The 21,855-nt window shown below is 67.4% G+C and carries 20 protein-coding genes; 8 read left to right on the top strand and 12 right to left on the bottom strand.

The window, feature by feature from the left end; genetic code table 11:
- Positions 1–163: 163 nt before the first annotated feature.
- The 3 genes from H4O10_RS21050 to H4O10_RS21040 form a co-directional block, all read right to left on the bottom strand.
- Positions 164–1,360, bottom strand: coding sequence for an argininosuccinate synthase (locus H4O10_RS21050; RefSeq protein WP_005410368.1), 1,197 nt, complete (start codon positions 1,358–1,360; stop codon positions 164–166).
- Positions 1,361–1,479: 119 nt separating this feature from the next.
- A complete protein-coding gene (locus H4O10_RS21045; RefSeq protein WP_014037861.1) occupies positions 1,480–2,490 on the bottom strand; it encodes an N-acetylornithine carbamoyltransferase in 1,011 nt (336 codons plus the stop codon).
- Between the two features lie 334 nt (positions 2,491–2,824).
- Positions 2,825–3,388: a hypothetical protein gene (locus tag H4O10_RS21040; protein WP_024958440.1), complete on the bottom strand. Its 564-nt coding sequence runs from the start codon at positions 3,386–3,388 to the stop codon at positions 2,825–2,827.
- 187 nt (positions 3,389–3,575) lie between these two features.
- Between H4O10_RS21040 and cysS the strand changes: the two genes are divergently transcribed.
- Genes cysS through H4O10_RS21025 form a run of 3 tightly spaced genes read left to right on the top strand, consistent with a single transcriptional unit; the run spans position 3,576 to position 6,703 of the window.
- On the top strand, positions 3,576–4,952 hold the full coding sequence (gene cysS, locus H4O10_RS21035) for a cysteine--tRNA ligase (RefSeq protein WP_005410371.1): 1,377 nt from the start codon (positions 3,576–3,578) through the stop codon (positions 4,950–4,952).
- 54 nt (positions 4,953–5,006) lie between these two features.
- Positions 5,007–5,459: a SufE family protein gene (locus tag H4O10_RS21030; protein WP_005410372.1), complete on the top strand. Its 453-nt coding sequence runs from the start codon at positions 5,007–5,009 to the stop codon at positions 5,457–5,459.
- Positions 5,456–6,703 (top strand): MFS transporter, encoded by a 1,248-nt coding sequence (locus tag H4O10_RS21025; protein ID WP_049404644.1) that lies wholly within the window; start codon positions 5,456–5,458, stop codon positions 6,701–6,703. Before H4O10_RS21030 ends, H4O10_RS21025 begins: the two co-directional genes overlap by 4 nt.
- Before the next feature lie 652 nt (positions 6,704–7,355).
- Here the strand turns inward: H4O10_RS21025 and dksA are convergent.
- On the bottom strand, positions 7,356–8,585 hold the full coding sequence (dksA, locus tag H4O10_RS21020; protein WP_049453462.1) for an RNA polymerase-binding protein DksA: 1,230 nt from the start codon (positions 8,583–8,585) through the stop codon (positions 7,356–7,358).
- Positions 8,586–8,857: 272 nt separating this feature from the next.
- Between dksA and yidD the strand changes: the two genes are divergently transcribed.
- From yidD to H4O10_RS21005, 3 genes are read left to right on the top strand one after another with little or no spacing between them, the layout of a single operon-like run.
- The gene (yidD, locus tag H4O10_RS21015) at positions 8,858–9,112 is read left to right on the top strand and encodes a membrane protein insertion efficiency factor YidD (protein WP_080240779.1); all 255 of its coding nucleotides are present in this window, start codon (positions 8,858–8,860) and stop codon (positions 9,110–9,112) included.
- A 1-nt stretch (position 9,113) separates the two neighbouring features.
- Positions 9,114–10,460 (top strand): dihydroorotase, encoded by a 1,347-nt coding sequence (locus tag H4O10_RS21010; RefSeq protein ID WP_012480835.1) that lies wholly within the window; start codon positions 9,114–9,116, stop codon positions 10,458–10,460.
- Positions 10,460–11,308, top strand: coding sequence for a M23 family metallopeptidase (locus H4O10_RS21005; protein ID WP_005414018.1), 849 nt, complete (start codon positions 10,460–10,462; stop codon positions 11,306–11,308). The genes H4O10_RS21010 and H4O10_RS21005 overlap by 1 nt, the downstream gene beginning before the upstream one ends.
- A gap of 105 nt (positions 11,309–11,413) precedes the next feature.
- On the opposite strand, the gene H4O10_RS21000 is transcribed toward H4O10_RS21005, so the two are convergent.
- The 5 genes from H4O10_RS21000 to efp form a co-directional block, all read right to left on the bottom strand.
- Entirely contained in the window at positions 11,414–12,118 is a 705-nt protein-coding gene (locus H4O10_RS21000) for a phytoene synthase (protein ID WP_049453461.1), read from the bottom strand.
- A gap of 11 nt (positions 12,119–12,129) precedes the next feature.
- Entirely contained in the window at positions 12,130–12,825 is a 696-nt protein-coding gene (locus H4O10_RS20995; RefSeq protein ID WP_005410378.1) for a phosphoglycolate phosphatase, read from the bottom strand.
- Positions 12,822–13,538 (bottom strand): bifunctional 2-polyprenyl-6-hydroxyphenol methylase/3-demethylubiquinol 3-O-methyltransferase UbiG, encoded by a 717-nt coding sequence (ubiG, locus tag H4O10_RS20990; RefSeq protein ID WP_005410379.1) that lies wholly within the window; start codon positions 13,536–13,538, stop codon positions 12,822–12,824. Before ubiG ends, H4O10_RS20995 begins: the two co-directional genes overlap by 4 nt.
- A 25-nt stretch (positions 13,539–13,563) precedes the next feature.
- Positions 13,564–14,907 (bottom strand): TRZ/ATZ family hydrolase, encoded by a 1,344-nt coding sequence (locus tag H4O10_RS20985; protein WP_005410380.1) that lies wholly within the window; start codon positions 14,905–14,907, stop codon positions 13,564–13,566.
- Between the two features lie 199 nt (positions 14,908–15,106).
- The gene (efp, locus tag H4O10_RS20980) at positions 15,107–15,673 is read right to left on the bottom strand and encodes an elongation factor P (protein WP_005410381.1); all 567 of its coding nucleotides are present in this window, start codon (positions 15,671–15,673) and stop codon (positions 15,107–15,109) included.
- 120 nt (positions 15,674–15,793) lie between these two features.
- Between efp and epmB the strand changes: the two genes are divergently transcribed.
- Positions 15,794–16,810 carry an EF-P beta-lysylation protein EpmB gene (gene epmB / locus H4O10_RS20975; RefSeq protein WP_033834684.1) on the top strand — a complete coding sequence of 339 codons (1,017 nt, stop codon included), beginning with the start codon at positions 15,794–15,796 and terminating at the stop codon, positions 16,808–16,810.
- 67 nt (positions 16,811–16,877) lie between these two features.
- Here epmB and H4O10_RS20970 read toward each other — a convergent pair whose 3' ends face one another.
- From H4O10_RS20970 to H4O10_RS20960, 3 genes are read right to left on the bottom strand one after another with little or no spacing between them, the layout of a single operon-like run.
- On the bottom strand, positions 16,878–19,004 hold the full coding sequence (locus H4O10_RS20970) for a GGDEF domain-containing protein (protein WP_049453459.1): 2,127 nt from the start codon (positions 19,002–19,004) through the stop codon (positions 16,878–16,880).
- On the bottom strand, positions 19,001–19,933 hold the full coding sequence (locus H4O10_RS20965) for a phosphate/phosphite/phosphonate ABC transporter substrate-binding protein (RefSeq protein ID WP_049404638.1): 933 nt from the start codon (positions 19,931–19,933) through the stop codon (positions 19,001–19,003). Before H4O10_RS20965 ends, H4O10_RS20970 begins: the two co-directional genes overlap by 4 nt.
- A gap of 47 nt (positions 19,934–19,980) precedes the next feature.
- Positions 19,981–20,751 carry an RNA methyltransferase gene (locus H4O10_RS20960; RefSeq protein WP_005414025.1) on the bottom strand — a complete coding sequence of 257 codons (771 nt, stop codon included), beginning with the start codon at positions 20,749–20,751 and terminating at the stop codon, positions 19,981–19,983.
- A gap of 120 nt (positions 20,752–20,871) precedes the next feature.
- Here H4O10_RS20960 and H4O10_RS20955 point away from each other — a divergent pair, with 120 nt between their 5' ends.
- Complete coding sequence (locus H4O10_RS20955; RefSeq protein ID WP_005410386.1) at positions 20,872–21,699, top strand: inositol monophosphatase family protein; 828 nt, start codon at positions 20,872–20,874, stop codon at positions 21,697–21,699.
- Positions 21,700–21,855 lie beyond the last annotated feature (156 nt).

The raw sequence follows: 21,855 nt of genomic DNA, 5'->3' as shown, positions 1-21,855 counted from the left end.
GCCATGCTGGTGGGGCTTACCGCGCTGCTGCCGTTGCTGATGTTGACCAGTCAGGCTGGCCGGCTCCGCAATGATCCAGCCGTGCCACGAGCCGGCCAGCGGCCGGCACTACCCTCCATCGACGTTGCGAGGCGCCGGCCAGCGGCCGGCACCCCGTCACAGGTCAACCACGATTGACCTGCGCATAGACAGTGGAGCTCATGCCGAACAGCTTGATGAAGCCCTCTGCCTCTTCCACGCCCCAGTCGGCCGACTGCGCGTAGGTGGCACCCTTGGTGTTGAGCAGGTGCGGCGACTTCACCGCCACTGCATCGACGCGGCCACCGCGGGTTTCCAGCACCACTTCACCGTTCACCTTGGCCTGCGAGGACTTCAGGAAGGCTTCGATGTCGGTCTTCAGCGGATCGTGGTAGAAGCCTTCGTACACCAGCTCCACCCACTTGCGCGCCACGTCCGGCTTGAAGCGGTTCTGCTGCTTGGTCAGCACCGCATCTTCCAGCGCGCGGTGTGCGGCCAGCAGCGAAACCAGGCCCGGGGCCTCGAACACGATGCGGCCCTTCAGGCCGATCACGGTGTCGCCGGTGTACACGCCGCGACCGACGCCGTACGGGGCGAACAGCTTGTTGAGCTGGGCCAGGATCTGGTCGCCCGGCAGCGCCTTGCCGTTCAGTTCAACGGCTTCGCCTTCAACGAACTTCAGGGTGACGGTCAGCGCCTGCTCCGGCCACTCGCTGCGCGGTGCGCACCAGCCACGGGCGCCCTCGCCCGGGGCTTCCCAACGGTCGATCTCGCCGCCGGACATGGTCAGGCCCAGCAGGTTCTCGTTGATGGTGTAGGCCTGCTGCTTGGCGCGCACGCCGAAGCCGCGCTCTTCCAGGTACTTCTGCTCGTAGGCGCGGGTCTGGGTGTGTTCCTTCTGGATCTCGCGGATCGGCGCGATGATCTGGTAGTCACCCAGCGCCTTCACGGCCAGGTCGAAGCGGACCTGGTCGTTGCCCATGCCGGTGCAGCCGTGGGCGATGATGTTGGTGCCCAGTTCGGCGGCACGCTTCAGCGCGGCATCGACGATCAGGTAGCGGTCCGAGACCAGCAGCGGGTACTGGCCCTGGTAGCCTTCGCCGGCCCACACGAACGGCTTGACGAAGCCTTCCCAGATGGCCGGGCCACCGTTGACGGTGACGTGGCTGGTCACGCCCAGTTCGGCGGCGCGCTTTTCGATGAAATCGCGCTCTTCATCATCCACGCCGCCGGTGTCGGCGAACACGGTGTGCACGTTGTAGCCGCGCTCCTGCAGGTACGGCACGCAGAAGCTGGTATCCAGGCCGCCGGAGAAGGCGAGAACGACGTCTTTGTTGCTCATGGGAGTCAGGTCCACTTGGGGGATGGGAATTCGGTAGAGCCGACCGTTGGTCGGCTGGAATGATAGATGCGCCGCTGCGGGAGCAGCCGACCAACGGTCGGCTCTACCCCTTGTTCGATCTAGCGCCCGGCAACGGCCGCCATGATCGCCTTCTGCACGTGCAGGCGGTTCTCGGCTTCGTTGATGGCGATGCACTGCGGCGAATCCATCACCGCGTCGGTGGCCTTCACGTTCCGGCGCAGCGGCAGGCAGTGGCTGAACACACCGTTGTTGGTCAGTGCCATCTTCCGCTCGTCCACGATGAAGTGCTTGAACTGGTCGCGGATCGGCTTCTCCGGCTCCCAGTTGCCGAAGAACGGCAGCGCGCCCCAGCTCTTGGCGTAGACCACGTCGGCGCCGGCGTAGGCGCTGTCGATGTCATGGCTGATCTTCAGCGAACCGCCGCTCTCGGCCACGTTCTGCTCGGCCCAGCCCATGTAGCGATCGTCGAGGATGTAGTCGGCGGTCGGGCACAGCAGGGTCACGTCCATGCCCATGCGGGTGGCGATGGTCAGTGCCGAGTTGGCCACGGCGGTGTTCAGCGGCTTGGGATGGTAGGTCCAGGTCAGCACGTACTTCTTGCCACGCAGGTCCTGGGTGCCGAAGTGCTCCTGCAGGGCCATGATGTGGGCCAGCTCCTGGCACGGGTGGGTGATGGTCTCCATGTTGATGACCGGCACCGGCGAATACTTGGCGAAGCTGTTGAGGACGATGTCCTGGCGGTCGTAGGCCCAGTCGATGAACTTGGGGAACGCACGCACGGCGATGATGTCGCAGTAACGGCCCAGCACCTTGGCCACTTCCGCAATGTGTTCTTCGGTATCGCCGTCCATCACCGTGCCGAGGTTGAACTCGATCGGCCACGCATCCTTGCCCGGCTGCAGCACCACCGCGTGGGCGCCGAGCTGGAATGCGCCCAGTTCGAAGCTGGTGCGGGTGCGCATGGAGGGGTTGAAGAACACCAGCGCGATCGACTTGCCCTTGAGCTGGTCGCCGAGCTTGTTGCGCTTGAACAGCGCGGCCTGGGTCAGCAGCGCGTCAAGATCGCTGCGGCTCCAGTCCTGGGTGTTCAGGAAGTGCTTGGGGGACATCATCTTTCCTTGCGTGGCGGCGCCGGGTTCGACGCGGTGGAAGGGAAAAGCAGGAAGCAAAGGTGGATCGAAAAGGTTGCAGTTGCAGCTTTCAGCACATGCATTTTTTAAGCGCGGAAACGAAAAAACCCAGCCGGCGGGCTGGGTTTTTTTCGGACGAACAGCAGAAAGCTCCGGTTACCCAGCGAGGATGTGGGGTTCCGGTCGACGCGCACGCGAGGTCATGCCCGACGCCTGTCGGGCTGCGCTGCTGTCGTGCTGGAAGTCGGTGAGCTTCATGGCCGCCAATCTTTGCATGCGGCCGGGGCCGACGCAAGGGGCCGGGGTCGCAGAATCAGGGATTACCGGCGGCGCCCTGCTCGGGGCCGACCCAGGGGGTGATCGAAACCCGGATCTTCAGCCGGTTGCCGGGGTCTTCCGGCAGGCGCGACCGGTACTTGGTGCCCTTGTAGACGTAATCCACGTCATAGGCGATCGGCCGGCGGAATTCACGCCCGACCGGCACGATGCGGCAGTCGCGGGTCAGCATCGGGCCGTTGTTGGCCGGTGCCGGGGCGGGCGTCTCGGCGGCGGTCTCCTCGGAGACCTCTTCATCGCTGCGCTTGAACATCGAGCGCACCGAGTCCCAGAAGCGGCTGATCCGGCCCTTGTCCTCGACCGGCTCTTCACCGGTGACGTTGACCGGGGCCAGGGTGCGGGTCGAGATCGGCTCGCAATGCTCCTCGGTGCGGGTCGCGCGCAGGGTCTGGAACACCGGCTCGACGTTCAGCACCTGCGCATAGTCGAACTTCACGTTCTCGACGATCACCACCCGGTTGCGCGGCTCGGCTTCCTGCGCCTGGGCCACGGCGGCCGTCGCCGACAGGCAGGCCAGGGTCAGCAACGCGGTGGATTTCAGTGGCGACGGGAGCAAGGACACGGCAATAGTGTAGGCAGTGACGAGCGCAAGGGGCTGAACATTACCCGTCCACGCCGCTCCTGCCCACCCCACCTTGGGGGGAGCCGGCGTCCACCGGTGGCAATCGGCGCCCCAAAGCGGGCCGACACGTTCTAAAATCACGGGCTTGTCCCCCAGCCACAGCCCCATGACCCTGCGCCTGCACAACAACCTGACTCGCCAGCTCGAACCGTTCACCCCGCTCGATCCGGCCTGTCCGACCCTGTATGTGTGCGGCCCCACGGTCTACAACTACGTGCACATCGGCAACGCCCGTGGCCCGGTGGTGTTCGGGGTGCTGGCCGATCTGCTGCGGCGGCGTTTCGGTGGCCTGCGCTACGCGCGCAACATCACCGACGTGGACGACAAGATCAACACCGCTGCACGCGAGCAGGGGGTGCCGATCAGCACCATCACCGACAGGTTCGCCGCCGCCTACCGTGAAGACATGGCCGCGCTGGGCGTGGTGCCGCCGGACATCGAGCCGGAAGTGACTGCGCACATGCCGCAGATCATCACCATGATCGAGCAGCTGATCGCCAATGGTCATGCCTATGCCGCCGAAGGCCACGTGCTGTTCGCGGTGGCCAGCTTCGACGGCTACGGCAAGCTCTCGCGACGCGATCCGGAAGAGATGCTGGCCGGCGCCCGCGTCGATGTCGCCCCCTACAAGCGTGATCCGGGCGATTTCGTGCTGTGGAAGCCGTCCAGCGACGACCTGCCCGGCTGGGAATCGCCCTGGGGCCGCGGCCGCCCGGGCTGGCACATCGAATGCTCGGCGATGGCGGCCGCCCATCTGGGCGAGACCATCGACATCCATGCCGGCGGTGTCGACCTGCAGTTCCCGCACCACGAGAACGAGATCGCGCAGAGCGAATGCGCGCATGGCGGCAGGATCTTTGCCCGCTACTGGCTGCACAACGGCATGCTCAACTTCGGCGGCGCCAAGATGAGCAAGTCGCTGGGCAACATCGAGCGCGTACACGACCTGGTGCGCCAGCATCCGCCGGAAGCGCTGCGTCTGGCCCTGCTGTCGGCCCATTACCGGCAGCCGCTGGACTGGTCCGATGGCCTGATCGAGCAGTCGGTGCGCACCCTGGACCGCCTGTACGGCACGCTGCGCGAGCTGGCGTCGATCGAAGCCAGCGCGGTGATCCCGGCCAGCGTCGAGGCGACCCTGGATGACGACCTGAACACCCCGCAGGCGCTGGCCGAAGTGGCCCGCATCGCCGCCGATGCACGCCGCGCCACCGACCCGGCCGAACAGGCACGGCTGAAGGGCGAGCTGCTCGGCGCCGGCCTGGCGCTGGGCCTGCTGCAGGCCGATCCGGCGCAGTGGTTCGGTACCGCTGCGGGCGATGACGGCGACGATGCCCGCATCCAGGGCCTGATCGACGAGCGTGCTGCGGCCAAGAAGGCGCGTGATTTCGCCCGTTCCGATGCCATCCGCGACCAGCTGGCCGCCGAAGGCATCGTGCTGGAAGACACCCCGCAGGGCGTGCGCTGGTCGCGCAAGCGCGGCTGACCTGCCCTGCCCCGTGGCCGGCCCGCCGGCCACGCCCCCACTGTAGAGACTGTTGTGACCGACTCCCCGTTCCCGCTTGAACCTACCGCCGCCGAGGCCCAGACCGCCATCGCCGAGGAATTCGGCTTCTTCGGCGACTGGTCCGAGCGCTACCAGTACCTGATCGACCTCGGCCGCAAGCTGCCCGCCTTCCCGGACGAATGGAAGACCGAAGAGCACCGCCTGCTCGGCTGCCAGTCGATGGTCTGGATCGTGCCGGAAGGCAACGCGCAGTCGCTGCGCTTCCATGCCATCAGTGATTCGGCCATCGTTTCCGGCCTGATCTTCCTGGCCCTGCGCGTGTACTCCGGGCGCTCGGCACAGGAAATCCTGGACACCGAGCCCAGCTACATCCAGGACATCGGCCTGGCCCGTCACCTCTCCCCCACCCGCAGCAACGGCGTGGCGGCGATGCTGGCCTTCATCCGCGAGACCGCGCAGGCCCAGCTGCAGCGCGACCCGTCGTGAGCGAGCCTGCCACAGCCGAAGACACCGCGCTGGGCCTGCTGTCCCGGCCCGGTTTCGCCAAGCTGCTGGCCTACCGCATCTTCGCGATGCTGTCCTACCAGGTGGTGGCGGTCACCGTCGGCTGGCACATCTACGAAGTCACCCGCAATCCGTTCTCGCTGGGCCTGGTCGGCCTGGCCGAGGTGCTGCCGTTCTTCTGCGTGGCGCCGTTCGCCGGCTATCTGGTCGACCACCTGCCGCGCCGTCGGCTGGGCATGGTCGCCTGTTCCGGGCTGATCGCCACGGCGCTGGTGCTGACCAGCGTTGCGACGGGTTGGCTGCCGTTCGAGGGCGTGTGGCCGATCTATGCGGCCATCGCCCTGACCGGCATGGTCCGCGCCTTCCTGTCGCCAATCTACAACGCACTGTTCGCCCGCGTGCTGGCCCGTGACCAGTTCGCGCGTGGCGCTGGCCTCGGCGCCGTGGTTTTCCAGGCCGGCATGGTGGCCGGCCCGGCGCTGGGCGGCGTGCTGGTCGGCTTCGGCGGCAAGGGCCTGTCCTACGCGGTGGCTACGGCCTTTGCGCTGGTGGCGATGGCCTGCCTGGCCACGCTGAAAGTGGAGGAGCCGGTGCACACCGGTCCGGCCGCGCCGATCTTCAAGAGCATCGCCGAAGGCGCGCGATTCGTGGTCGGCAACCGGATCATGGTCGGCGCGATGGCGCTGGACATGTTCTCGGTGCTGCTGGGCGGCGTGGTGGCGATGCTGCCGGCCTTCCTGCACGAAATCCTGCACCACGGTCCGGAGGGCCTCGGCATCCTGCGCGCGATGCCGGCGCTCGGTTCGGTGTTCGTGGGCCTGTGGCTGGCCCGCCACCCGCTGCACCGCAATGCCGGCCGCGTGTTGCTGTTCGCGGTGGCGGGGTTCGGCCTGTGCGTGATCGGCTTCGGCCTGTCGCAGCACTTCTGGCTGTCGGCGCTGATCCTGCTGTTCTATGGGGCCTTCGATGGCGTCTCGGTGGTGATCCGCTCGACCATCCTGCAGTTGGCCACGCCGGAAGAAATGCGCGGACGGGTGTCGTCGATCAACGGCATCTTCATCAGTTCGTCCAACGAGCTGGGCGCGTTCTATGCCGGCACGATGGCCCGTCTGCTGGGGCTGGTGCCTGCAGTGGTGCTGGGTGGGTTTGCGGTGTTGAGCGTGGCCGGGATCACCGCGTGGAAGAACCCGACGCTGCGGAAACTGAATTTGCGTGATCTGCAGTAGCGTCGGCTCGTCGTTTCCGCGACAGCCGCTTTACGTGCGCCGACGCATTGGTAGCGCCGGGCCATGCCCGGCGGCCCTTTTCCGCGACCGCGGCGGGGTGTTACTTTCTTTTCGCGAAAAGAAAGTAACCAAAGAAGCGCTCCGCCATCCGCGAGCCGGCGCTGCGCGCCGGTGCCCCGTGCTCCTCGGTGAATCAGGGGACGGCGCCGAACTCGCTGCGCTCAAACAGCGGCGCCTCTTCGCCCCTGATTCCCCTGCGGTGCTCGGCTCGCTACAAGGCGGACTCAACAGCCGCGAGCGCACGCATGACCGCTCTTGGTAGAGTCAAGCCATGCTTGGCTGCTTTTGCTTTCTGCTTTTGCTTTTCCTCTTCCTTGCCCTCCAGCTTCGGCCTGAGCCGAACGTGGGCTCGGCCCTACATCGGCCGCGCACGCAGGAAACCGTTGAGAGCCTGCGGGTGGGTCCGGGCAGGACCGTCCGCGGCATGGATGCCGCGGCCGAGCTTACAGGGATGTACTTGCAGCGTGTCCTGCCCGGACCCACCCGCAGGCTCCCTCTGATACGCGGAAGGCGCCGTTCTACCCAGTCAACCACCCCAACAAAAAACCCGGCCGAAGCCGGGTTTTCTGCATGACCATACAACGAGCGGGAATCAGTCGCCCTGCTGCTTCTGCAGGTGCTCCCAACGCTCCTGGGCGTCGATGGTGCGTTCGGCGGTGAGGCGCGCTTCCAGGCGTTCCAGGCCGATTTCCTCGCCGGTGTCGACGCAGTAACCGTAGTCGCCCGCTTCCAGGCGCTTCAGGGTGCTGTCGATCTTGCCGATCAGCTTGCGATAGCGGTCGCGGGTACGCAGTTCCAGCGAGTTCTCGGTCTCGCGGGTCGCACGCTCGGCTTCGTCGCCGATGTCACGCACTTCCTCGCGCAGGTTCTCGATGGTCTGCTTGGACTCTTCCACCAGGTCCGCGCGCCAGTTCTGCAGGCGCTGGCGGAAGTATTCCTGCTGCAGCGGGCTCATGTATTCCTCTTCCGAGGACGGCTTGTAGCCAGCCGGCAGGATCGGGCGGCCGGTGGCCTCGTCGGTCTTGTACTCGACCACCTTGTACTTGCTGCGCGGGGCCGGTGCCGCCGAGCGGGCGGCGACGGCCACGGCAACCTTGCCGACAGGGCGCGACACGGTCTTCGGGGCGGAATCGGATTTCACGGCGGTTTTGGCAGGCGATTTCGAAACGGGCACGGGATTCTTGGATTGCGGGGCCTTCGAGGCGGCAGGAGCGGCGGCCGGGGCCGGCTTGGAGGCCGGTTGGGCTGCTGCCACTGCCACGGTCTTGGCCGGGACAGGCTTGGCCGGAGCCGGCGTGGCAGCAGGCTTCGGTGCGGACTTCACTACTGGGGCCGGGGTCGGCTTTACGGCCGGCGCGGCAACATTCTTGGCAACCTTCTTTACAGCGGCAGGTGTGGCGACCGGCTTGGCCGCAGCGACCTTCTTTGCTGCGGGCTTGGCAACCGGCTTGACCGCAGCCTTCTTCACCACCGCCTTCGGCGCCGGCTTGGTTGCTGCCTTCTTCGCCACTGGCTTGGCGGCAGCCTTCTTCACCGGCGCAGCCTTGCTGGCGGCCTTCTTCACCACCGGCGCCTTCTTGCTGGCAGCGGCAGGCTTGGCCTTGGCGGGCGCAGCAGCCTTCTTCGCCACCGGCTTGGTTGCCTTGACCGGCGTTTTCTTTGCGGTGGCCTTCCTGGCCGCCGGTTGCGAGGACGCTGCCTTGGTCGCCGGCTTGCTGGCCGGTTTCCTGGCAACGGGCTTTGCCGCCAACTTCTTCACAACAGGCTTGGCGGTTTTCTTGGCGGCCGTTGCGGCCTTCTTTGCAGTTTTTTTAGCAGCCACGAAACGCTCTTCCTTGGATTCCCCGGGGCCCGGGAAAGCGGGCCTTTATAGCCTACCCGACCCGCAGCAGCAACCTCGGCACCCTGCTCCATTCAGTCCTGGAGTCAAGGCGCCCTTGGAGGCAGTCCGACGAACACGGACCGCCTTGCGCGGTACGGAACCTGGCCAGCACCCGCAGGTGCTGGTACCGGTCGCAGGCCATCGGCGACATGCGACCAACGGCCCATCCTGCACAAATGCGGCCTTCATGCCAACTGGCATAAGATGACTGGGTGATCTCGCGCCTGCTCATTGCCCTGCTGCGCTTCTACAAGCGCTTCATCAGCCCCTTGCTGGGGCCACGCTGCCGTTTCGTGCCGAGCTGTTCTGAATACGCGATGCAAGCCATCTCGCGGCACGGCCCGCTGCGCGGCAGCTGGCTGGCAGCACGCCGGCTCGGTCGCTGCCACCCGTTCCATCCCGGCGGCTTCGACCCCGTGCCCGAGTCTCCCAACGCCCCCTCTTGCCGTTGCACAGGAAAACACTGACATGTCCTCCACCCTCATCACCAACGCCCGGATGGTCAACGAAGGCCGCACCTTCGACGGCGACCTGCGCATCGAGAACGGCCGCATCGCGCAGATCGGCAGCGGGCTGGCGCCGCGCGACGGCGAGCAGGTGGTGGATGCGGCCGGACGCTGGCTGCTGCCCGGCATGATCGATGACCAGGTGCACTTCCGCGAACCGGGCCTGACCCACAAGGGCGACATCGCCAGCGAATCGGCCGCGGCCGTGGCCGGTGGCCTGACCAGCTTCATGGACATGCCCAACACCAACCCGCCGACGCTGGATTCGACCATCCTCGAAGCCAAGTACGAGCTCGCGCGCGGCCGCGCCTGGGCCAACTATGGCTTCTACCACGGCGCCAGCAATGACAACCTCGACGCGATCCGTGCGCTGGACCCGAAGAAGGCCCCGGGCGTGAAGGTGTTCATGGGTGCTTCGACCGGCAACATGCTGGTGGACAACCCGGAAACGCTGGATGCGATCTTCCGCGAATGCCCGACCCCGATCATCACGCACTGCGAAGACACGCCGATGATCGATGCCAACCTGAAGGCCTTCCAGGAAAAGTACGGCGATGCGCTGACCCCTGACATGCATCCGGACATCCGTTCGCGCGAGGCCTGCATCAAGTCGACCCGCCTGGCGATGTCGCTGGCGCGCAAGCACGGCACCCGCCTGCATGTGCTGCACATCTCCACCGCCGATGAGCTGGCGCTGTTCGAGAAGGGCCCGCTGATCCGCGCCGACGGCAGCCGCAAGCAGATCACTGCCGAGACCTGCGTGCACTTCCTGCACTTCGCGCGCCCGGATTACGCGACCAAGGGCAACCTGATCAAGTGCAACCCGGCGATCAAGGAAGTGTCCGACCGAGAGGCGATCACCGCTGCGCTGGCCGACGACGTGCTGGACGTGCTGGCCACCGACCACGCGCCGCACACCTGGGAAGAGAAGCAGAAGCCGTACGCGCAGGCACCGTCGGGCCTGCCGCTGGTGCAGTACGCGCTGGTGGCCGCGCTGGAGCGCGTGCACGAAGGCAAGCTGACCCGCGAGCAGGTGGTGCAGAAATTCGCACACGCGCCGGCACAGTTGTTCGACGTGGAAGAGCGCGGCTTCCTGCGCGAAGGCTACTTCGCCGATCTGGTGCTGGTGGAAGACGTGCCGTTCACCGTCAAGCGCGAGGACGTGCTGTCCAAGTGCGGCTGGTCGCCGTTCGAAGGCACGACCTTCCGTTCGCGCGTGGCCTCCACCTGGGTCAATGGCCAGCTGGTGTGGGACGGCAGCAAACTGGTGGGCGAGCCCGCCGGCCAGCGCATGACCTACGACCGCTGATGCGCGCGGCTCTATTTACCGGGGCGCTGCTGCTGGCGGCGCCCCTGCTCAGCGTACCGTCGGCTCACGCGCAGGATGCCATCGGCAGCCTGATCGACAGCCGCGTGGTGTTCCCGGCCAGCGCGTCGCAGGGCGCACTGGTGATCGGCAAGGTACCCGCCGGCAGCCGCGTGCAGTACGCCGGCCGCCAACTGCGGGTGAGCGGCTATGGCAGCGTGGTGTTCGGCATCGGCCGCGACGAGAAGGGTCCGCTGCGCGTGCAGGTGCAACGCCCTGATGGTGGCAGCGAGACCGCGACCATTGCGGTGACCCCGCGCGACTGGCCCACCGAGCGGGTCAACGGCGTGCCGCCGAAGACGGTGAACCCGCCGCCGGCGATTGCCGAGCGGATCAAGCGCGAACAGGCGCAGGTGACCGCGGCACGTGCCCGCGATGACGACCGCACCGACTTCACCCAGACCTTCATCTGGCCGGTGCAGGGCCGTATCAGTGGCCGCTTCGGCAATGCGCGCGTCTACAACGGGCAGCCCGGTGCCGGTCATTCCGGCATGGACATCGCGGTACCGACCGGCACGCCGGTGAAGGCACCGGCCGCCGGCATCGTCACCTTCGCCGGGCCGGACCTGTACCTGACCGGCGGTACGCTGCTGCTCGACCATGGTTTCGGGGTCAGCTCCAACTTCCTGCACCTGTCGCGCATCGACGTAAAAGTTGGCGACCGTGTGGAACAAGGCCAGGTGATCGCCGCGGTCGGCGCCACCGGCCGCGCCACCGGCCCGCACCTGCACTGGGGCATGAACTGGTTCGATACCCGTATCGATCCGCTACTGGTACTGGAACGCAAGTAACGCGCGCAATGCGCTTTGGTGGGTGCCAACCTTGGTCGGCACAACCTCACAGAGCGTGCGGACCAAGGTCCGCACCCACCAGAAGCAGTCAACAGCGCCGATCGATCAACCGCGCGCGGCCCACCACACGCGCAACAAGGTGCGCACCGGGGTCGCTTCAATCGGCTTGCCTGCGGCCTGCGCGGCAACGCGGGCGCGCGCCAGGCTGGACCACACACGGCGCGGGCGCGGGCCGGGCACGCGCGTGCCCCAGCCCTTCAACAGATGCTGCGCCCAGCGCTGTGCAGCCGTGCTGGCATCACCGTCCAGCAGGCTGCGCGGTACACCGGCCACGCCGGCATCCTGCAGGCGCTGGGCCAGGGTCTGCAGCTGCACCGCACGGCCGGCACCGGTGCGCGGCTTGTCCGCGAACAAGGCCGCCTCGACCGCGGCCACGGCTTCAGCGTAGTTGGCCAGCGCACGCTCGGCACTGGCAGCGTCCAGCGCGACGGTGCGTGCTTCAACCAGATCCGGCAGCGCCTCGGCCAACTGCACCCACGGCGCACGCACCGGCTCCAGCAGACGGCCCAGTGGATGGCGCGAACGATGCCCGGCCCAGCTGCGCAGCTCCTCGCCCCACCATGCCAGCTTGGCATCGGCCGGCAGCGGATCGCCGCCGGTATTGAGCATGTCGTCGAACTCCTGCAGCAGCGCAAACCACGCCACGGCAAGCTCGCGTTGCGATTCGGCCACGAACGGGGCGGCCACCGACCATTCCGGCCAACGGCTGCGCCACTTGTCGAGGAAACTGTCCAGCGCGGTACTGCTCACTACGTGATTCCTTACGGCTGGGCCGGGGCTGCCGGCCGGGTCGGCCAGAGACTGGCCAGTTGCAGAAGTTCGGCGTTCTCGACCAGCACGTCGGCCTGCCAGGCCAGCGGGTCGTCGCTGTGCAGGCGGTAGCCCCACAGCGCCGCCACCGACGGCATGGCGGCAGCGCGTGCGGCGATGATGTCGCGCTCGTCGTCACCCACGTACACGCAGTCTTCGGCGGCAATGCCAATGGCCTGCGCAGCGTGCAGCAGCGGCAGCGGGTGCGGCTTGCGTTCGGCCAGGCTGTCACCGCCGACCAGCACCGCGCAGCGCTGCTGCCAGCCGTGCTGCGGCAGGATCAGGCGCGCCAGGTACTCGGGTTTGTTGGTGACGATGCCCCACACCGTACCGGCCTCATCCAGCGCGGCGAGCATGCCGGCCACGCCGTCGAACAGCACTGCGTGCTGGCCGATCAACGCTTCATAGCGCTGCAGGAATTCCGGGATCAGTGCATCGCGCGCAGCGGCATCCAGGTCCGGGAACGCGGCCGAGACCATCGCCCGCGAGCCCTTCGACACCACCGGGCGCAGTGCGGCCGGATCGATGGGTGCACGACCACGTTCGGCCAGCATCGCGTTGCAGGTGGCGACGAAGTCCGGCGCGCTGTCCAGCAACGTGCCGTCCAGGTCGAACAGCACCGCACGCGGGAAGCGGGCGGAGGTCATGCCGGCTTGACCGCGTAGGCCAGGTAGTTGATGTCGGTGCGGCTGCTCAGGCGGGCGTGGTTGCGCCACGGCTCGTAGGCCATGCCGCTGACGTCCACCAGCTGCATGTCGGCCTCGCGCAACCAGCGCGCCAGCTCGGCCGGCTTGATGAATTCCTGGTAGTGGTGCGTGCCCTTGGGCAGCAGCCGCGCCACGTACTCGGCACCGACAATCGCCACCGCGAACGCGGCAGCGGTGCGGTTGATGGTCGACAGGAACAGATGGCCGCCGGGCTTCAGCAGGCGCTTGCAGGCCTCGATGATCGCGCCCGGGTCTGGCACGTGCTCCAGCATTTCCATGCAGGTCACCACATCGAAGCTGCCCGGCTGCTCGGCGGCCAGGTCCTCGGCGGCCTGCACCCGGTAATCGACCTTGGCGCCGCTTTCCAGCGCATGCAGGCGCGCGACCTTGACCAGCTCCGGCGCCAGGTCGATGGCGGTGACGTCGGCGCCGGCCTGGGCCAGCGCTTCGCTCAACAGGCCGCCACCGCAACCGATGTCGAGTACGCGTGCGCCGCGCAGCGGCACGCGGTCGGCCACGTATTTCAGGCGCACCGGGTTCAGCGCATGCAGCGGCTTCTGCGGGCCGTCAGCGTCCCACCAGCGGTTGGCCAGCGCGGCGAACTTGTCCAGCTCGGCCTGATCGAAATTGGAGGAAGCGTGGGGGGCAGTCATGAGGGAGTCCTTGCGGCGCCGGGGTTCAGGCGCGGATATGACGGATGCGCTCGCGCCACTGGCGCGCGTTGGCGATGATGCCCGGCAGGTCCATGCCGACCAGCTCGCGCTGCACCAGCTTCGGCTTGCCGGCGATCCAGACGTCGCTGACCTGCTGACGGCCGGTGGCGTACACCAGCTGCGACAGCACGTTGTGCAGCGGCTGGGTTTCCAGTGCGGACAGGTCGACGCAGACCAGGTCCGCCTGCTTGCCAACTTCGATCGAACCGATGCGCTCGCCGAAGCCCAGCGCGCGGGCACCGCCCAGGGTGGACGCGCGCAGCGTGGTCGCCGCGTCCAGCGCGGTGGCGTCATCGGCCACGGCCTTGGCCAGGATCGCCGCGGTGCGGTTCTCGCTGAACATGTCCAGGTCGTTGTTGCTGGCGCAGCCGTCGGTGCCGATCGCCAGGTTCACGCCGGCGCGCTGCAGGGCGCAGGCCGGGCAGAAACCGGAGGCGAGCTTCAGGTTCGATTCCGGGCAATGCACCACGCTGACGCCACGCTCGGCGCACAGGTGGATTTCCGCATCGGTCAGCTGGGTCATGTGCACCGCGATCAGGCGGTCGTTGACCAGGCCGAGGCGATCCAGCCGCGCCAGCGGGCGCTGGCCGTGCAGCTTGATCGAATCGTTGATCTCCTGCGCGGTCTCGTGGGTGTGCAGGTGCACCTGCATGTCGAGCTGGTCGGACAGCATCCGCACCCGCTCGAAGTTGGCATCGTTGACCGTATACGGCGCATGCGGCGCGAACGCGGTGCCGATCAGCGGATCGGTGCGCCACTGGTCATGCAGTTCACCGGCCTTGGCGAAGTACTCGTCGTCGGTCTTGGCCCAGGCGGTGGGGAAATCGATGATGACCGCGCCGACCAGCGCGCGGAAACCATGCTTCTTGTAGACGGCGGCCTGCACATCGCCGAAGAAGTAGTTCTCGTTGGCGCAGGTGGTGCCGCCGCGCAGCATCTCGGCGATGGCCAGGGTGGTGCCGTCGGCGACGAATTCGGGGCCGATCACCGCCGCTTCCACCGGCCAGATATGCTGCTGCAGCCAGGTCATCAGCGGCAGGTCGTCGGCGACGCCGCGCAGCAGGGTCATCGGGTTGTGCGTGTGCGCATTGACCAGGCCCGGCATCAGCGCCGCCTCGGGGCGGCTGACCACCTGGGTGGCGCGGAACCGTGCGCGCGCCTCGGCACGCGGCAGGATGGCCACGATCTCGCTGCCACGCACGGCAACGGCATGGTCTTCCAGCACCACCGCATGCGGCTCGATCGGAACGACGTAACCGGCTTCGATGAGCAGGTCGCAGGCTTCGGGGAGGTGCGGGCTATCGCTCATGCGGGCTCACTGGCTGGGGGGCGGCGAGATACTTCTGGGGACACGCCCCTGAGTCAGGGGCTGCCGCGAAGCGGCGGGGTCTGGAAACCCGTGAAGCGGGGCCCATGATCTGCCGAAGCAGATCATGGGAGCGCCAGCGCGAATGCGATGGCGCGTATCCGGCCAGCGGCCGGCACTACCGTAATCCGGCTGCGCCGGATTACTTGACGCGTGCGGAGTATTCGCCCGAACGGGTGTCGACGCGGATCACTTCGTCCTGGTTCACGAACAGCGGCACGCGGACCACGGCGCCGGTTTCCAGGGTGGCCGGCTTGCCGCCGCCGCCCGAGGTGTCGCCACGGACGCCCGGATCGGTTTCGGTGATCTTCAGCTCGACGAAGTTCGGCGGCTGCACGAAGATCGGCTCACCGTTCCACAGGGTGACCACGCAGGACTCCTCGCCCTTCAGCCACTTCTCGGCGCCGCCCATGCCGGCCTTGGTGGCCTGGACCTGCTCGAAGGATTCCGGGTCCATGAAGTGCCAGTACTCGCCGTCGCTGTACATGAAGTTCATGTCGGTATCGACGACGTCGGCTGCATCCAGCGAGTCGGTCGACTTCATGGTCACTTCCTGGGTACGGCCGTCCTTGATCAGGCGGTACTTCACGCGGGTGAAGGCCTGGCCCTTGCCCGGCTTGACGTATTCGGTGTCGATGATGACGGCCGGTTGGTTGTTGACCAGGATCTTCATCCCGTTCTTGACGTCGTTCATGCCGTAGCTGGCCATGCGTAAACTCCTGAGTGGCAAAAACGCCGCGGGTGCGGCGAGCCGTTAGAATGGAAAGCCCACCGGATGCCGGTGGGCGACTGTTTTTCTGCCCCCATGATAACCGCAGGCCCCCTCTCCATGCAGCTTTCCGCCTTCCCCCGGCCCCAGTCGCCAGGCGCGCCCGCGCGTTGGCAGCAGCTCTGGCGCCAGGCACTGCGCGACCCGCAGGCGCTGCTGGCCCGGCTGGAGCTGGACCCGGCGGCACTGGGCGTCTCCGAAGCGGCCATGGCCCAGTTCGCGCTGCGCGTGCCGGAGGGGTTCGTGGCCCGCATGCGCAAGGGCGATCCGGCCGATCCGCTGCTGCGGCAGGTGCTGCCGATCGACGAGGAAATGCGCCCGGCGCCCGGGTTCAGCTTCGATGCGGTGGGTGATGGTGCGGCCAAGAAGGCCACCGGCGTCATCCAGAAATACCGTGGCCGCGCCCTGCTGGTGGCGACGGGCAGCTGTGCGATCAACTGCCGCTACTGCTTCCGCCGCCACTTCGACTATGGCGCGGAGAACGCCGCCAAGGGTGGCTGGCAGGAGGCCGTAGCCGCCATCGCCGCCGACCCGGACATCGACGAGGTGATCCTGTCCGGCGGTGACCCGCTGTCGCTGGCCACGCACAAGCTGGTCGAGCTGACCGACGCCCTGCGCGCGATCCCGCATATCCGCCGCCTGCGCATCCACAGCCGCCTGCCGATCGTGCTGCCCGAGCGCGTGGACGATGAACTGGTCTCCTGGCTGGGCAGCCTGCCGTGGCCGCTGGCGGTCGTGGTCCACGCCAACCATGCCAATGAATTCGATGCCAGCGTGGACACGGCGATGGCCCGCCTGCGCGGCATCGGCGCCCAGCTGTTGAACCAGGCGGTGCTGCTGCGCGGGGTCAACGACAGCGTGCAGGCCCTGCAGGACCTGAGCGAGCGCAGCTTCGCCGCCGGCGTGCTGCCCTACTACCTGCACCAGCTGGACCGGGTCGAGGGCGTGGCCCACTTCGAAGTGGACGACACCCGGGCCAAGGCATTGATTGCCGGGTTGACCGCGCGCCTGTCCGGCTATCTGGTCCCGAAGCTGGTGCGCGAACTGCCCGGCGACCCGAGCAAGCGCCCGGTGTAATTCCGTAGCGGGGTCAGATCCCTTTTCCTGCGGAAAAGGGATCTGACCCCGCTACAACGTCAATCGGTCAAACGCCCGATTCGATCATCCGCACCACTTCGGTGGCGGTGACCGGGTGGCTCAGCCAGTAGCCCTGCCCCAGATCGCAGCCGCGCTGCGCCAGCAGTTCGAACTGCGCCTGCTGCTCGATGCCCTCGGCCACCACCGTGATGCCCAGCGCGTGGGCCATGGCGATGATCGCCGTGGTCAATGCGAGGTCGTCGGGATCACGCTGCATGTCGGCCACGAAGCTCTTGTCGATCTTCACGCCGTCCACCGGCACCTGGCGCAGATGACTGAGCCCAGAGAAGCCGGTCCCGAAATCATCCAGCCAGACCTTCACGCCGGTGCGGTGCAGCTTGTCCAGCAGCTGCGCGGCGACCATCTCGTCACCGATCACCGCGGTCTCGGTCAGCTCCAGATGCAGGCGCGACGCAGGCAGCCCGGACTCATGCAGGCATTGCGCGACCAGCGCCGGCAGTTCGCCGCCGCGCAGCTGCCGCGGTGACACGTTCACCGACACGAACAGGTCGTCCCCGGCCGCCCCGCGTGGCCACTGCGAGGCCTCCATGCAGGCCGCACGCAGTACCTTCGGGCCGATGATCTCGATCAGGCCGCTCTGCTCGGCCACTTCAATGAACACCGACGGCGGGATCGTGCCCAGGGTCGGATGCTGCCAGCGCAGCAGTACTTCGACGCCGACCATGCGGCGGTCGCGCATGCGGAAGATCGGCTGGTAGGCCAGGCGCAGTTCGCCGCGCTCCCAAGCCCCGCGCAGTTCCTGTTCCATATGCACGCGACGCTCGACCGCGTGGTCCATCGCCCGGCTGTAATAGCGATAGCAGTTCTTGCCGGCCATCTTCGCCTGGTACATGGCGATGTCGCCGTTTTTCAACAGGGTGGTCGCATCGGCCGCATCGTCGGGGAACAGGGTCACGCCGATCGAGGTGCCCAGGAACAGCTCCCTGCCCTGCACCACCAGCGGCCTGCCCAGCTCGCGCACCAGCACTTCGGCCAGCAGCCGCGCGTTGGCGGCCACATCACCGTCGCCCACCAGGATCACGAACTCGTCACCGCCGAAGCGGGCCAGCAGGGCCTCGTCGCCGCCTGCCACCGCAACGGCGCGGCCGATGCGCTGTGCGAACTGCAGCAACGCCTCGTCACCGGCCTCATGGCCAAGCGTGTCGTTGACCCGCTTGAAATCGTCGATGTCGGCGAACAGCAGGCCCAACCGGTGATTGGCGGCACGCGCCGCCATCAGCCGATGGTCCAGCGCTTCGCGGAATGCCAGCCGGTTGGTCAGCCCGGTCAGCGCATCGGTATAGGCCATGCGCCGCACTTCACGGTCATGGCGGGCGATCGCATCGCGCATGCGGGCGAAGCCGCGCACCAGCTCACCCACTTCGTCGTCACGGGTGTTCTCGGCCAGGGGCGTCTGGTAGTCACCGGCCTCGATGCGGCGCGCGGCCGCGGCCAGATCGCGGATCGGCGCGACCAGCGTGCGCTGCACGTACAGGATCACCACCACGCCGATCACCACCAGCAACCCCAGCATCAGCAGCAACCAACCCAGATGGCGGCTGCCGACCAGTTGCAGGCGCTCGCCAAGGGTGGCGTTGGCCGCCTGTTCGCGTTGCTGCACTTCGTCCAGCGCCATGCCGACGCGGACGCCGCCGATGCGCTGGTTGCCGACCATGATCGGCATCGTGTTGTCCAGCACCTTCGGCGATTCCTGCACCAGCAAGGCCTGCGCCGCCGCAGCCTTGGGCGCCAGGGGATCGGCCATCGGCTGGCCGAATCCCGGGACCTCGACCGAGCCGTCGTGCACCAGCCGGCCGCGCTCGTCGAACACCAGTACATAGCGCACCACCGGCTGTCGCGCCGTGCTGCGCACCAGCACGCCGACCTGGTCCAGGTCGCGGTAATACAGCGGGTTGGCCAGCGCATCGGACAACTCGCGTGCCATCGCCTCGCCGCGGCTGCGCACGCTGCGGTCGAACAATTCATGGATGACGCCACCGCTGAGGGTGCGCACCTCGCTCTGCATCGCCGTCTGGCGCCCCAGCAGCACCGCCAGGATGGCGACCACCACGACCATCGCTCCGCCCATCGCCAGCAGGAACCGGGCCTGCATCCCCGAGCCGAGCCACTTCATTCCACTTCCATCCGCACGCGCGTCAATCCTTGTTTCAATTCATCCAACCGCTGCTGCGCATGCGCATCGACACGGTGGAAACCGGAAGTGCCAAAAAACCGATGCAACGCACCCTGTGCCTGCGGGTCGCTGGCGGCCTGCAGCAGGACTTCCTGCAGGCGGTCGCGCACCCGGGCATCGAGGTCGGCGCGGACCATCTCCACCGCACGCGGGTAGGGTTCGGTGCGCAGCAGTTCGCGGAAATCGCGCCGGAATGCAGCCGGCACCCGCCGCTCGTCGTTCCAGTCCACGCTGCTCACCGCCCCCACATCCGCCATCCCCTTGTGCACGTACGTCGCGATGTTCAACTCGCTGCGCGCGAACACATACCCCACGCTGTCACGCCCTGGCACGTCCCAGACCCCGGCCAGGATCTGCGGCGACAGGCCATGGTTCAGCAGAGTCATCACCGGCACCAGGTAGGCGCTGGTGGATGCCGTGTTCTGCAGGGCCAGGCGATGGCCGCGCAGATCCTGCACCCGCTGGATGGGACTGTCGCTGCGCACGAAGAACACCGTCTGGTATTCGCGCACCCCGTTGCGCTCGGTCAACAGCAGCGGCCGCGCGCCACTGCGCTGGCCCAGTGCCACCGCCGTACCGGAGGTTTCCGTGACCCAGTCGACCCGTCCCCGCCGCAGATAGCTGGCCATCTGCTGCGGGTCGCGGGCCATCAGTACCCGCCCCTCCTGGATGCCAACGTCATGCATGCGCGCCACCACGTAGTCCAGCAGGGGTTGCAGCTGCTCGTAGTGAGCCTGGGGGTCATCGCTGATCCGGCCCAGCACCAGCACCGGATCCGGTGCTGCATGCACGGCTCCGGCCAGCAGGACCATGGCCAGGCTCAGCAGTCCCCCCTGCATTGCCTTTCGCAGACCCGACACAGACGTCATCCCCCCCTGGGTATCCAGACAGACTACCCGAAAAAATGAGAACGTCGTCAGCTGTCCTTGCTGCCGGCCTGGGCCAGACGCGCCATGCGCTGGGTGTCGGCGAGGATGCCGCGCAACAGGCGCACTTCCTGCTCGCTCGGCTCGCTGCGCAGGAACAGGCGGCGCAGCTTGCGCATCGCCGATTCCGGCGCGCGGCCCTTGTGGAAATCGATCTCGTCCAGAGTGTCGCCGAGCTGGGCGAAGAAGCTCTCCATCTGCTCATGGCTGGCGGCCTGTTCGCGGAAGCCCGGCTCGGCGTCGGCGGCCGGCTGCGCGCCCAGCAGCTGCATGCGCGTTTCGTACGCCAGCACCTGCACGGCGGCGGCCAGGTTGAGCGAGCTGAACTCCGGGTCTGACGGGATGTGCACTGCGGCGTGGCAGAGCTGCAGCTCCTCGTTGGTCAGGCCGGTGCGCTCGCGGCCGAATACCAGTGCGACCTCGGCACCTTCGCCCGCCTTGGCCACCGCACGGGCGGCAGCGTCGGCCGGCAGGTATTCCTCCAGCTGGACGCGGCGGGCACGGGCCGTGCAACCCAGTACCAGGCGGCAGTCAGCCACGGCCTCGGCCAGGGTGGCCACCACCGGAGCGTCCCCCAGCACGTCTTCGGCACCGGCCGAGCGGCGGAAGGCCTCCTCGTCCAGCGGCTTTTCGGGGGCGACCAGCACCAGGCGGGCCAGGCCCATGGTCTTCAGGGCGCGGGCGGCAGCCCCCATGTTGCCGGGGTGCTGGGTACCGACCAGGACAAATCGGAGGCGGGTGGCGGCGGGAAACTGGGACATGAACAGGGAAAAGGTCGAGCTGGACGATGACCAATGGTAAACTGTGCGGCCGGCCACTGCGCCGGACCCGCTCTTTTCCCCCGCCAGTCCATCTCTTCTGCCTTTCCGGGAGCCCACGCCATGCAGAAACCCGCCGTCACCGTCATGGTCAAGGCCGCCCGCCTCGCCGGCAACGTCCTGTTGCGCAACATCAACAAGCTCGAGGCACTGAACGTGGTGCAGAAGGGCCGGATGGACTACGCCAGCGAAGTGGATGCGGACGCGGAAAAGGTCATCGTCAAGGAACTCAAGCGCGCCTACCCGGATTACGGCATCTTCGGTGAAGAAGGTGGCGTGCAGGGCGAGCGCCGCCAGATGTGGGTCATCGACCCGCTGGATGGCACCAGCAACTACCTGCGCGGCGTGCCGCACTACTGCGTGTCGATCGCCCTGGTCGAGAACGGCGAGCCGACCGATGCCGTCATCTTCGATCCGCTGCGCAATGAACTGTTCACCGCCAGCCGTGGCGCCGGCGCCGTGCTGAACGACCGCCGCATCCGCGTGGCCGACCGCAAGGATCTGGAAGGCACGATGATCCACACCGGCTTCGCCCCGCGCGAACGCAGCCGCGCCAGCGCGCAGCTGAAGTCGGTCGACACCCTGCTGGTCCAGGCTGAGGACATCCGCCGCACCGGTTCGGCTGCGCTGGACCTGGCCTACGTGGCCTGCGGCCGCGCCGACGCCTATTTCGAAGCCGGCGTGAAGGCGTGGGACATCGCTGCCGGGCTGCTGCTGGTCCGCGAGGCGGGTGGCAAGGTCTGCGACTTCAAGGGCGCGACCCTGGGCCGGATGGACAACCGTGGCCCGGAGACCCACCAGATCGTTGCCGGCAACCTGAAGGTGGCCGAGTCGCTGCAGAAGGTGCTGGTGAACACTGGCTACGCGGCGGAGTTCGACGCGAAGTTCTGAGGTTTCGCGTAATGCGGTTCATGGAGACGGCGCCTGCGAGGGTGCCGTTTTCGTTTGTGCGCACGGAGAGTCATTTCCGCGACCGCGGAGGGGTGTCACTTTCTTTGCTCGTGCAGAGAAAGTAACCAAAGAAACGCTCCGCCAGCCGCGAGCCGT

This window comes from Stenotrophomonas sp. I18B00994 (genome assembly GCF_014145825.1).
GTDB lineage: Bacteria > Pseudomonadota > Gammaproteobacteria > Xanthomonadales > Xanthomonadaceae > Stenotrophomonas > Stenotrophomonas maltophilia.
Note: the sequence above shows the minus strand (reverse complement) of the source record. Positions and strands in the feature narration are given on the sequence as shown.